The sequence below is a fragment of the Streptococcus sp. 1171_SSPC genome, from assembly GCF_001069335.1.
GTDB lineage: Bacteria > Bacillota > Bacilli > Lactobacillales > Streptococcaceae > Streptococcus > Streptococcus xiaochunlingii.
In genome coordinates this window covers 153,565-167,364 of sequence record NZ_JWAK01000015.1, presented here as the reverse complement: position 1 = coordinate 167,364, position 13,800 = coordinate 153,565, and the positions used below count along the sequence as shown (strand labels likewise).

Below are 13,800 nucleotides of genomic sequence, written 5' to 3'. Positions count from 1 at the left end.
CTTAGATGACAATTTAATCAAAATATGATATAATACAGAAAAAGTAAAAATAACAAAAGTAACTTACAGAAGTAAAAGAAAAAAAGTAAATAGATAGCCACGGCGGATATTCCTTTCATCGTTTAGAAGGAGTTGCTGTGGTTATCGTTGTTGCTGAGCTAATAAATTGCTCTTATTACTTAGATGAAGTTACTTTTATTATTGAATTAATTTAAATAATAATAACGATCAATGAAAGTACTCATCGATATTCCCTTTATGCAGTTTAGAGCACAAAGGAAAATGGTACTGATTTGATCGTTTTTTTGTGTATTGACATCATAAAACACAGTCAGAACCTTCAGTCATAATAAACAAGGAGATAACATGAGATTTGTTGTATATAAACATTCGCTAATTCTAGGTGATAATAATATCGTTACAAAGCAATTGATTGCACTCAAACATGATGATGGTACATTACAATTCACTGATTTTCATAGATATGTAAAATCTGCCACAAAGATTAAATCTATTTCAGACGATGGAAACAAACGATTTTCATACGTTGTTAAGTTTTTGAATTTTATCTACGGAACAGTTGGGGTTAACAATCTTGATCAACTAACTTTAGAAATGGTCAAGGAGTTTTTTATGCTTTATGGTTTAGGACAACTTCCAGAAGATAGAAAAAATAGAAAGAAAAGTACAGTCGAAAAATGTGTAAATGCAGTTCTTGATTTTTTAACTCTATACTTGAATGAACGAAAAGGAAAGGCTAATTTGAAGCCAGAAGACCTTTATTCTATCAATACATTCACTAATAGACGAGGTAGAGTCATTAAACGGAAAGAACTGAATTTTGAGATATTTGTTGATGATAGCAACGCACAGAAGTCAATTTTTAGAGATATGCCAAACAGCGCCTTTGAAATGCTCTTTGCTCACATTGCTCAATATCACAAGGATTTACTTATGGTTGTTGCTTTGGGAGCATTTGTTGGTTTGAGACCATCAGAAGCATGTAATGTAAGACGTGAAGATAGTCCTTTGGGAGCAGGTATCTTATTTCACCAAAGTGATAATCAAGTATTTAAGATTGAGATTGATCTGCGAAAAGAAATGCCCCTTAGAAGTGATTTAAAGCCAACTGGACGAATTAAAAAGGAAAGACTTCAAGCTGTACCTTATATCTTCTTGGAGGTCTTTTTAGACACTTATAATGACTATATGAGTTATCTAGAGGGTAAAAGGTATGAGAAAGATTTTGGTCCATTAAACCTTAACAAGCAGGGTAAAGCATTATCATACGATGTGTACTATCAACGATTTCGTAAGATTATTCGCGAAGAAATGATCCCAATATTTCTTAAATCTGATGACCCAGAGGTTGTCTTTTTTGGTCAACTCTTGCAAGAAAATAATATTTCACCCCATATCTTTAGGCACTGGTACACCACTCAATTAGTGTTGTCAGGCGTTAATGAAGTTAGTGAGCTGATGTCCGCTAGAGGGGACAATTCACCAGAAAGTGCTTGGGTATATTTACAAAATAAAGGAGAAATTGCAAAACAGTATGGTCAGGTGAACAATGGTGTTTTTGATTATATGAACTGGCAAGCAGAAAAATTATTTGGTGAACACTAGAAGGAGTAGCTGTTGGTAGTAGATTTAAAAAGTTATCTTGAAAGAATATTAGTCGAGTTAGGTGATGCTACAATAAAACACCGTGAGAAAGTCAGTGGATTTTTACTAGACAATGATTGGTTTGGTGTGTCTATAAATCTTGATGATTATACTATTACGGAAAAAGATGCTGAAGTTCTTAAAAATCACATCAAAGACTATCTAACAACACCTCCTGGAATTAAGAGTATGGAAGGAATCTTTTCAAAAAAATTCCCTTCTACAAATGAATTATTCGTTCAATTTGCTGAAGAAGAAAAGCTGAGTGAAACAAATCGTTTCTATCTACTTGATTTTTTAGCATACTACTTAACAAAGGATTTGTTTCTATATAGTGATGCTGAAGTAGAGACCTTAGTAGAAGTAGCAACAGAAGTTCTTACGAAGTCACAAGGCAATATCCTCATTCAATTTATTAAATGGCTACTCAATAAAGGCGTTACTCGTTATCGAGTAAGTTTTGAAATGACGAAGCGTTACACGATTGAGAGTGCAAATGGAGCGTATGAATTAGATGAATACCTTGAATTAATGTATTACCTGTTTAACGAAGACTACATCATAAAAAATGACATGTTGTGCAAAGCAGCAAATTCAAAGGATTATGCAGATACATGGCTATATCTAGGATTGCATTTTATTTGTGCACTAAGATCAACAGACTTAGAAAGATTAGGACATCCTAAATTAACAAGAGAGCCATTAGAAGTTTTAGAAGCAGTAGTAGATGGAACTTGGAGCAGTAGTGAAGCTAGAAGGACTTTACTAAGTATTACAACAAGATTGACTTATTTAAACTTAACACCTAATAAAACCAAAAACGCTTCTAATGTTGCTCAGCTAAAGTTTCATGTCCCAGAAAGTTGTCAGGTTCTTATTGGAACGTTATTGGCTATCTGTGAGGCACATTTCCAACTTCAAATACCATACAATGCAGAAAATCCATTGATCAGACAAATTAAAACTTATGAAAAGATTACTAGTTATATGGGGGAGGAAATCGGAAATTTATTTTTAGAGCGTAACTTTAGTAGTCGTTCTGCAAACAAGTCCTACTTACAATCTGTCGCAATGTTAGCAGATGATGTTCTTGAAGAAAAGTCAGAACTGAATATTAAAGGTTATTTTTTAGCAGCATTAGCTCGTAGCCATAAAGGGGATTTTAATGAATTTGCACAAACTACAACAACGTATCTAAAAGATGCCCAACTCGGACAACTAAAACCTGAAATGGTTGCAAAAGAGCTATTTGAACGAGGCGTATTATCCATGATTCCGTCTATGCTCTTGACCATTGTAACTAGAGGAAAGTATAAAAAATTAAGTCCAAGCCAACAAACTCAAATGATTAAAAGTTTAGATTTAACGCCAGTAGAAATTGAAAAAACGTTAGAACTGAGTATTAGGGCAGATTTACGTTCGCAACAAGCTTTAAAAACTCTAGTTGAAAACAATGTTGAACCTGAACAATTACTGACAATCTGTCATCGAATTGGCAACGGAGAGGCTTTCTCTAAGCAGGGAGAAAGTATGTGTCTCTTGTCTGCATTAGGGAAACTATGCCCCTATGATGACCGTCAACATTGTGTCGGTTGCCAGTATGAATTACAAACAAAATCTACCTTACTTTTGTTAATTGGTGAGTTTAATCGTCTCAATAAACAATATCAAAAATTAAAGAATGAACTTGAACGAGGAAAGGTTCGAGCCATTCTTGAGCAGCAGATTAAACCATGTCTTACAGAAATGTTAGAAGCATTATCAGAACAGTATGGCGAAGCTGTATTATCTGATTATGAGGATATTATCAAGGAGTTAGTCAGTTGAATAATCAATTAAAATTATTTCGTAAAGTAAATGAAATTGTCCTGTTTGATGACAATATGATTGAGAGCGCAAAAGAATGTTTTCAAGACTATGTTGAAAAAGGGATTATCCTAACCACCAATTTTGAAGAAAATAGATGGGCAACAACTAATGAATATTCTAACGTTAGCTTCATTTTTAACTTGAATAAATTCCAATATAAAAGGTTTTATGAACAAGTATTTCAATTATCTTTTGATGATTTTGTCACCTACTTAAAGAGTTTTATAGTGCTATCTATGGAACATCATGTTTTAATCACACTCCAAGCCTTTTTAAGAGATATAAAAAAATTAGTCAAAGAAATAAAAGTGAACGAAGTCTTCTCGTTAGCAAATATGAAGATTTCCAACCCCTCAGTATGTATAGATTTTCTTTCTACACTACCATGTTTAGAGAGTAACGAATTAACCCAACTGATTGAGCAACTAGATGAACTTTTAAATGTTAGTTATCAACTGAACACTAAAAAACAGCGAAAGTTAGCCCAATTTCAATCCTATTTTTTATTTAATGATATTTTAAACGACTATTGGGTTAAATCATTATCAGATGAGGAAAGATTGTTTTACTACCCTCTTTTCTTATGGTGGCAAATAACAGCAGTAGTACCACTTAGACCAAGGGAGTTTTTGCTCACTCAGAGAAATTGTCTCACAGAAAAAGACGGAAAATATTACTTAACTCTCAGACGAAATAACTTAAAAGGAAAAGACAAGGGAGTATCCCATAAAATTTCAGAGGATTATTATTTAACAACTTACGAAGTACCATTTAAGCTTGCGAGTGAGATTTTAAATTATTTAGAGCTAACCAAAGACTTATCATCTACACAGTTAGATACCCTATTTGTGACAGACTCTCATTATCGGAAATGGAAACGTATTGCTGGTACTAAAAACCGTTTCTTGACGTACAGTAACTTAAATACAATTTTAAAATATTTCTTTAATGAGATTGTATCTCAACAGTATGGGTATTTTGTACATCATATCAATTCCCCAAATCAATTAGACGATCATGAGATTAATTTCATTCATATTGGAGATACTAGACACATTGCAATGATCAATCTGATAGCAGAAGGGGCTAGTCCAGTAACAGCAATGCTCTTAGCTGGACATGATAGTGTCACAACATCTTCACATTATTTTTCAAATCTGAGTCAGTTTATTGAATGTAGGAGCTATCAGCTTTATCGTAAATTAACAAACTCTCAAACGTCTTACGCTATAAGTAAAACTCAACATAGATACACCATTAATAAAAACTATGTTCCTCTTGATAATAAGGGCAGATGTTATTCACCTCGATTTGCGGAAGGTGATTATTCAGACTGCCTTAAAGTCATTAGCTCACATGCAGAGCTTGGTGCTTGTACTAGTTGTCCATTTTACAGAAAAGCTGGAAAAGATTATTTCTCTATGGATAAATCCTTTAAGAAATCAATCGACGAGGAAGCTTTAATTGTAGATGAGGCTATAAAAAGAGTTCGACAAGGAAAGGGGAATATAGAAGATATTGGTGAGGCATTATTAAAACTTAAAACAGTTAGTCGTTCTTATCAAGAATATCTAACTGATAAACATTTATCCTTACAGGAGTTCTCAAATGGCTAGAAAGAAGTATATTGATAATCAAGAATTGCTATTATTATTTGAACATTATTTACTGGAACATTGTTCGAATAATCCTAGACTATTCAAAATTCCACAGTTTGGAAATTACCTTAGAAGCAACGGATTTCCGCAGGTTGCAGACACAACGATTAGAAGAAACAAAGAATTTAGACAAGCCCTTAATGATAAATTGGAACTATTTGAGGACGACACCTATCAAACAGTTATAACGTATAAAACTCTAGATGTAGAACGTTTCTTAATGACCAATAGAACCCCTAAAGCAATCAAATCAGCATTGATAGAACTTAACAATTATTATAAAAAAGTTGTTGATGCAGCAATAGAATATAAGGAAGAAGCAAATAAGCTTAAAACAAGAGTTTCAGAGTTGAAAAATGACGTAGCACAACTTAATGAAAAGAATGCTGAAATTAAGGAGCAGACAGCATTATACAAAGAATTATTAGAGGAAAACAAAAAGTTAAGAAATCTTCTTAAAACCAGTTTGTATCCTGGGATTGCAAATGAATTATTAAAAGAAGAAGGCTTATTAAAATCTGATCAGCAACTTGTAACTAAGAAGTATCTAAGTGAAAATATTATCACCTCAGACACAAAAATATCTTTTGAAAAGCACACTCATAAAGAGAAGAAAGCAGGCAAAAGTAAGATTTTGGAAATCAAAAACTTACTGGATAATAAGACTAAGTATTAGGAGGAAAAAATGTCAGACTTCATCACTGATTTTCCAGCTTTATTGAAATATTGGAACTTTGATAGCAATATTAAATTAGAAATAGAAAAACTCCCTATTACTAGTAAAAAACACGTTAGCTGGAAATGCCCTAACTGTTCGTACGAATGGAAAGCAAGTGTAGCAAAATCTTACAAGCAAGTCCTAAATCATACAAAAATCTGTCCTGTATGCGACCTTGGAGAAGTGCTTGTAAAAGGAGAAAACGCAATATCTGATAGGTTTCCCAACTTTCTTGAGTACATAAACTTTCATTATGAGAATATAGAATCGATTCAAAACGAAATTGAAAATTTAACCTTTACTTCAAAGAGATTATTTCATTTTAAATGTCCCACTTGTCATGTTGGTTGGAAAGATGTAGCCAATACTTCTAGATTATTAACAAAAAAATTAAACAAAAAAGTTGTTCATGCAGGCTGTAACGAATATAAACATTGTGTACCTTTTTATAAAGCATACCCTAACCTCGGAAAAATATATCTTTCAGGCGGTTATAACGAGTTGGAATTTGAAAAATTAACTCTCAGTGATAATGTTACAATTCCCAGAAAATGGAAATGTGATAAATGCAAGCATTTTTTTGATTTATCAATAGATAAGTTGATCTCAAGAATTAAGAGGAATGGATTTTATTGTACTAAATGCGAAGCAACTTTTGACACAGCTATAAAAGTGAATGTAAAGCCTCTCAGCTACACAGATAAGCATCTTCTTGACCAATTGGTTAAAAATCATATTAAAAAAAATATGATTGACTGTTTGTCTAATATAGTAGCAACTTGGAAATGTATGAAATGCAATGGGGAATATGAATGCTCAGTTGTAAAAAGACATCAAGAAGGTTGTCCATATTGTAGTGATAAACAAATGTTAAAAGGGTATAATACTTTACAAGAAACTCATCCATATTTAGAGAAATTTTGGGATAAAAGTAATGATAAATCTATTTCTGAATACTGGCATAAGTCTTCTGAATGTATAAATTGGAAATGCCCTTGTTGTAATATTCAGTTTCAATGCAGCCCTGTTGAAATGATATCTAGAACCAACTTAGAGAATAGTAATTTTGAAACATGTCCTAACAACTGTGATTGGAATACACTGATTTTTAATAATGATATTTTCTATAATTCGCCAAGGTTACGGAAAGAATGGAGTAAAAAAAATAATATCTCTGTTCACTTAGCTCTAAGTCATATTGAAACAAAAAAATATTGGTGGAACTGTTCTATTTGTCAAGGCGAATACCTTTGTTCAATTCCAATAAGAAGAGAAGTAATAGATAGCTGTCCATATTGTAATGATGAACAACCATTAAAGGGGTATAATACACTATCTGACATTCACCCTGAACTATCTAGTTATTGGAGTAACAAAAATATCCAACAACTTGATGAAATAACTCTGTCAGAAGCTAAAAATAAAAAATGTATATGGTTGTGCGACTGTTGTAATTTAGAATTTAATGAAAAACTAAGTATTGTTCTAGATAAATTTTCGAATATCAGCAATAAAGAACTCAAGAAAATTTGTCCTTACTGTAATAAAAAAATACCTAAACCTGAAGAATCATTGGGTTACAAAAAACCATTTTTAAAATCAGAATGGCTAGAAAATATTAACGGAGACATTTATAATGTTTTCTCTAATTCAAACGATATAATTGAATGGATATGTAGAAAATGTCACAGAAACTATAAGGCAAAAATTTCTAATAGAGCTGAAGACGATAAATGTTGCCCTTATTGTTCCAATAGAAAATTAATAAAAGGAATTAATGATCTTGCGACAACTCATCCTCACTTAATAAAAGAATGGTCAAGCTTGAATGACCGACAATTAAGTTGTTTAACCAATAAATCAAGCTATAAAGCATGGTGGAACTGTTCTGTGTGTTCAAATACATACCAGCAGGTTGTTAGTCATAAGTTCACTACTAAAATATCTTGTCCTTACTGTAGAAAAGTAAAAATATTAAAAGGCTTTAACGACCTTGCGACTACACATCCATGGTTGATTAAGGAATGGTCAACTTTAAATGACATGGACTCTAGTTCTATAATGAGTAATTCAAATTATAGTGCATGGTGGAAATGTTCTGAATGTAGCGGAGAATACCAGCAAACAGTTAAGAAAAAGATTCTAAAGAAAGAATCTTCTTGTCCATATTGTCAAAACAATAAAGTATTAAAAGGGTTTAACGACCTTGCGACCACACACCCATGGTTGATTAAGGAATGGTCAACTTTAAATGACATGGAATCTAGTTCTATAATGTGTAATTCAAATTATAAAGCATGGTGGAGATGTTCAGAATGTAGCAGAGAATATCAGCAAACGATTAAGAAAAAAATTCAAATGAACATATCTTGTTGTCCTTATTGTCAAAACAATGAAGTATTAAAAGGTTTAAACGACCTTGCAACAACTCATGACTATTTGTTAAACGAATGGGATTATCTGAATAATATTCTTTTAGCAAATCCAACAGAAATTAATGAGAAAAGTAATAAAATTGTGTGGTGGATTTGTAAAGATGAACCAAATCATCGGTATAAGTTTAAAATCAATGAAAAAATCAAATATGAAAAACGTAACTTAATAACGTGTAAAATCTGTAAAGGTTTAAGAAGAAAACAAGAACATTTTGTTCAGTTTGTAAATCAATAAATTAAACAATCTAAAAACACTTTAATATCAATTTAATGGTTTAAAGTGTTTTTTAGTATCAAAATGTACATTTGAAAAATTTTTAGTTTTCACTTAAATAAAGTACATTATACAGAAGATGAATAGTTTTAAAAATTTCCAGTGTTCACTTAAATAAAGTACATAATTGAGTATAATTGGCTTAAAAAAAATTTTTGGTTATGTTAAAAATCTAGTATAGAAAGAGATACAAAAGAGTCCTATATAAACCCTATAACATCTTTCCGAAAAACTATAATTTTCTTGAAAAATATATCTGGCTATGCTATACTACTAGTATAGAAAGATTTGGAGAAAAACATGAAACGCGAGATCTTATTAGAACGGATCGATAAACTCAAACAAGTCATGCCTTGGTACGTCTTAGAATATTACCAATCAAAACTAGCCGTTCCATATAGTTTTACGACCTTATATGAATACTTAAAGGAATACGATCGATTTTTCACCTGGGTCTTGGAATCTGGTATATCAGATGCTGACACCATGGCTGATATCCCTTTAGAGGTTCTGGAGCACATGACCAAGAAAGACATGGAATCCTTTATCCTTTACTTACGTGAACGTCCTCTTCTCAATGCCAATACGACGAAAAATGGGGTTTCCCAAACTACCATTAATCGTACACTTTCTGCACTTTCTAGTCTGTATAAGTATTTGACTGAGGAGGTTGAAAATGAACAAGGTGAACCTTATTTCTACCGCAATGTCATGAAGAAGGTTGCTACCAAGAAAAAGAAAGAAACCTTGGCTGCGCGAGCTGAAAATATCAAGCAAAAGCTCTTTTTAGGGGATGAAACAGAAGGTTTCCTTAACTATATCGATCAGGAATACCCTCAAACACTCTCCAATCGCGCCTTATCTTCCTTTAATAAGAATAAAGAGCGTGATTTAGCCATTATCGCACTCCTACTTGCCTCTGGTGTCCGTCTCTCTGAGGCAGTTAACCTGGATCTTCGAGATCTCAATCTCAAAATGATGGTGATTGACGTTACTCGAAAAGGTGGAAAACGAGACTCAGTCAATGTTGCTGCCTTTGCTAAACCTTATTTAGAACAATATCTCGCTATTCGTGACAAACGTTATAAGACAGAAAAAACCGATACAGCCCTCTTCTTAACCTTGTATCGAGGGGTTCCAAACCGGATTGATGCTTCTAGTGTTGAAAAGATGGTGGCCAAGTATTCAGAAGACTTTAAAGTCCGCGTAACCCCCCACAAACTGCGCCATACTCTTGCAACCCGTCTCTATGATGCTACCAAATCCCAAGTTTTGGTCAGCCACCAGCTGGGACATGCTAGCACACAGGTAACGGACTTGTATACGCATATCGTTAATGACGAACAGAAAAATGCCTTGGATAGTTTATAAGATACATAATATAAATTATGTAATATTTTGGCATTAGAAAAAGAGCGTAGGATTTTTTATGGAATCTTACGCTCTTTAATTCTTTCTATAAAAATTCGATCCAATAATTTCTGTGTGGCTCAATAATGACTGGTTTTCCCCAGAATGATTTAAGATAGGCCAAGTTTGCAGGGGTGACCGGTCTTTTTTCACCATTGTACTTCTCTGCACTCTCTTCCGTTAGAAAACATTTAACTGCTTCATATGGAGTACCATCGCTCGCTATTCGATCAATTCCTAAATAAGCAATTTCATCACCGGCTTTTGGAAAATCTGTAAATAGTTTACCAATAAAATAAACCGTCTTATCTTTCATTAACTCATAAGCCTTACTATTTTCCAGTCTGTTATTCGCAGCAGCGTACATAATACAAAAACTGTCCACAATATCTTTCAAAGGCATTAATTCTTCTTTGCTGACGATAATTTCGTCGGGAGCAAGTCCGCCAAGGATTAAATTTTGATAATGAGGTTGCTGGATGATATTATCTAAAGCCATTCCTAATGGTAGTTGGACAGCTTGATAGCCTAATGGTTCTAGCTCTTGCTTTTTCCGGTCAAGGTGTTCTTGTGTAATACTGATATTCAAATCATATGGACTTGAAGGTTGTTGCTTGCTAAAAAAAGCCACTACTATACGATCTAACTGTTCAAATAAACCGAGATTTTCAACTGGAATTTTCATCATCGAATATGATCCCCTTTTTGTTCAGATTTCCTCTATATTCTACTCTCATTATTTTTGAATATCAAGAAAAGAAGCCGTGTCATGAACTAACTTTTGATGATAAAACTTAAAAATTTTTGTTTGACATGATCCTTTTTCTTCATCAGCCTATACCTCATGAATAGCTAGCTATAAAAGATAATGTAGAAAATCAAACCATTCTTCAGTCATGGACTAGTTGAGTTTTACCACTTCGTCAGCTTTTTCCCAAATTACTGGATTATGGGTTGCGATAATGATTATACGCTCTTGATTCTTTAACATTAAGAGCAAGTCCATCACCTCTTGTGAGGTTTCTGGATCCAGTGCTGCAGTTAGTTCATCTGCCAAAATTAAAGGTGGATCTTTTAAAATGACTTTAGCTAATGCGACACGTTGCGCCTCTCCCCCCGATAATTCATAAATCTTTTGATCCAGAGCAAGGTAAGCCAATCCTACTTTTTTGAGCACTTCTTCCTCTTGCTGCTTCTTCTCTTTTTTCGTTAATTTTTGCCCAATCAATCCCAAATCTAAATTTGTAGCGATAGTCTCGTTTTCAAGTAGGCCAAAGTTTTGGAAGAGATAACCTAATTCACGCTTAAAGAAGTGATGCTGTTTGATTTGTTTCAGTTCTTGCCCTTGATAGCTTATACTCCCTTCTTCATAAGGCTCTATCTTCGCCAAGATATTGAGCAAGGTTGTTTTACCACACCCACTATTTCCGATCAGAGCATAGACCTTACCTTCTGTAAATTGCAAGCTCAAATCTTGAAAGACCGTTCGTTGGCCAAATGATTTGGTTAAATGTTCTATGCTAATCATATTAGGCTCCTTTCAGTACAGTGGCTAACAAGTGGTCTTCTTTATGAGACCGATACAGAAGAATGAACCAAGCATTAGTAATAAATAGAATGAGAGTGACAAGAGCAATCCACCATTCCGAAGTGAGAATGAATACCAGGAAGCTTCCTAATAGTAAGAGGACACTTTCTGAGAGCAAAATCGTTTGGTGAATGTTTACAAATCCCAGACCTGCAATCTTCTTCAAGAAGATTTGTTTTCTAAACTCTTCAAAATATAGGAAATTCATAGTGTTAAAAAGAAGAACAGAGGTTGCTATACCAAAGACTCCTCCTGCAATTATCATGAGATTTTCTATTTGGATGAATTGGGCCATTTGCTGGTAAACGTCCACTGCATAGTCGTACTGACTAACACTTTTTTCAAGATTATACTCAGCGACTAGCTTTTTACTATTTTGAAGCCCATTAAAATAAAGGTAGGAATTTAGTTGGGTGAAATATGGATTCTCATAGCCTCCAAAACTTTCAGGTTGAATAACCACTAAAACAGGATCTGTAAAGAATTGTTTATAGCTGATTGGTGTGTTGTTGTAGATAAAGCGTTTTTGATGATTCGGAATATACGTTACCTGCGCCTTCATTGATAAGGTGATATTTCCTTGATCATCTCGAGGAGATAGATAATCTTCATATCGTTTAATTATCTCCTCTTCTCGACCTTTTAATTTTTCCGGAAGCAAGAGACCAAATTCTCCTGCTTGTAAGTGATTTAAGTGATCTTTTACTTCATGAGAAACTGGTACACCTTGGATTTCGAGGTAATTTGGAGTTACATAAAGAGTTCGTGCAAGTGGATCGTAATCTGTGATGGAAAACTCTTTACCTGTACTAGGATCCGTCATAACTCCTTTTGAACTAAAAGATACGAGATTATGATAAGCTAAAAGACCACCATTTTCAATACCAGACTCGATGAGCTTAGACCATTTTGCTCTGTCCTCAATTTGCGTCTCTTTGTTTGTTTTCTGTGAAAAATCCTCCCGACTTGTACTAATTTGGACCCAATTCGACTGTTTTAACCAAGCCTCACTTCCCTCTTGGTGAGTTTGCCAGACTGATCCATAAATACTGATTCGATGAATCGCAAGGCCAATTAATGCCACAGCGAGAAATTGACAAATAAAGAGGAAAACCAATATGCGCTTCAATGGAACCTTCCCTTTTAAAAGGGGGACTAAATGCATTGTTTGAATACTATATGCAAAGAGGAAGGATAAGAAAACAGACAAAATTAGTAAAATCCCATTGTAAATAATACTACTGGAAATGACGAGGGAATAGGAAAAAGGTGTCAATTGAAAGCAATAAATCAGAACAGCACCCATTATACTTGCGCCAATACATCCCAAAAGCAACTCTATACTATCATCTTTTAGAGAATGTCCGAAAAGTTGCAAGCGTCTCATCCCTGAAATATATCGAATCCCAGCACTTCTCATTTCTTGTGTTTTTTGAATAATCGTAAAAGAGCTAAAACTAATGATAAAAATGACTAAGGCAAGTGATTGTGAACCTGAGCCAAAAAAGGCAATAAAGGTCTGCAGAGGATTTGGTTTCACTATAAAAGTTTGTGAGAAACCAAGAGTATGAAGCGTTTGATCCAGCTTTTCAGTTTCCAATTCACCTGTTAATACATAATAATTCGTTAGCAGGCTTTCTTTGGCAGCCAGTTCTTTCTTCTCTCTTTTAATCCCAAGAGGAAGTTTTCCCTCTCCGTAGATATCATAGGTGAAAACAACCTGACCCTTAGAATCTGTTCTTTGTATCTGACTAGCAATTATACTATGATTTTCCCTTGCCAAGCGGTCTAAACTGGAAGATAACTCTTCATATGTGACGCTCTTATCTTGTCTTACCACACCTACTACCGGAAGACTGCGGTGGATAACCGTATTTGGAGAAATAAAGGCAATCCAAATCAAAAAGCTAGAGATGAAAAGGTTTGATAAAATAATAAAGACACGTTTCATATCATCACACTTTCTAAAGCAGAAAAGGAAAGTAATACCTAGCTAGTCAATTAATTTCGTTGTTTAATAATTACTGAGTTTTACAAATTACAGTTATATTCTTTGTAAGCGAATACACTTTTCCACCTTTACTATACTACAAAATCCTTAGTAAAACAATAATTTTTATGTGAAACTAGTTTCAAAAAAAAGGCTGGGACAAAAGTCCTAGCCTCTCAATTGTCTTTGGATT

Annotated in this window: 9 protein-coding genes; 6 read left to right on the top strand and 3 right to left on the bottom strand. The window is 33.7% G+C overall.

The genetic code is table 11. The features are described from left to right. Positions 1–366: 366 nt before the first annotated feature. The 6 genes from ADF75_RS02460 to xerS all read left to right on the top strand — a co-directional run bounded on the left by ADF75_RS02460 (position 367) and on the right by xerS (position 9,990). A complete protein-coding gene (locus ADF75_RS02460) occupies positions 367–1,626 on the top strand; it encodes a site-specific integrase (RefSeq protein WP_037600646.1) in 1,260 nt (419 codons plus the stop codon). Positions 1,627–1,638: 12 nt separating this feature from the next. After that, on the top strand, positions 1,639–3,492 hold the full coding sequence (locus ADF75_RS02455; protein WP_048789019.1) for a hypothetical protein: 1,854 nt from the start codon (positions 1,639–1,641) through the stop codon (positions 3,490–3,492). Then, the gene (locus ADF75_RS02450; RefSeq protein WP_048789018.1) at positions 3,489–5,150 is read left to right on the top strand and encodes a hypothetical protein; all 1,662 of its coding nucleotides are present in this window, start codon (positions 3,489–3,491) and stop codon (positions 5,148–5,150) included. Before ADF75_RS02455 ends, ADF75_RS02450 begins: the two co-directional genes overlap by 4 nt. Next, complete coding sequence (locus ADF75_RS02445; RefSeq protein WP_048789017.1) at positions 5,143–5,868, top strand: hypothetical protein; 726 nt, start codon at positions 5,143–5,145, stop codon at positions 5,866–5,868. The genes ADF75_RS02450 and ADF75_RS02445 overlap by 8 nt, the downstream gene beginning before the upstream one ends. A gap of 9 nt (positions 5,869–5,877) precedes the next feature. Then, entirely contained in the window at positions 5,878–8,580 is a 2,703-nt protein-coding gene (locus tag ADF75_RS10120) for a zinc-ribbon domain-containing protein (protein WP_048789016.1), read from the top strand. Between the two features lie 339 nt (positions 8,581–8,919). After that, on the top strand, positions 8,920–9,990 hold the full coding sequence (xerS, locus tag ADF75_RS02435) for a tyrosine recombinase XerS (protein WP_048789015.1): 1,071 nt from the start codon (positions 8,920–8,922) through the stop codon (positions 9,988–9,990). Positions 9,991–10,075: 85 nt separating this feature from the next. Here xerS and ADF75_RS02430 read toward each other — a convergent pair whose 3' ends face one another. The 3 genes from ADF75_RS02430 to ADF75_RS02420 form a co-directional block, all read right to left on the bottom strand. Beyond that, positions 10,076–10,717: a hypothetical protein gene (locus tag ADF75_RS02430; RefSeq protein ID WP_048789014.1), complete on the bottom strand. Its 642-nt coding sequence runs from the start codon at positions 10,715–10,717 to the stop codon at positions 10,076–10,078. Between the two features lie 213 nt (positions 10,718–10,930). After that, a complete protein-coding gene (locus ADF75_RS02425; RefSeq protein ID WP_048789013.1) occupies positions 10,931–11,557 on the bottom strand; it encodes a putative bacteriocin export ABC transporter in 627 nt (208 codons plus the stop codon). A gap of 1 nt (position 11,558) precedes the next feature. After that, a complete protein-coding gene (locus ADF75_RS02420) occupies positions 11,559–13,568 on the bottom strand; it encodes a DUF1430 domain-containing protein (protein WP_048789012.1) in 2,010 nt (669 codons plus the stop codon). Positions 13,569–13,800 lie beyond the last annotated feature (232 nt).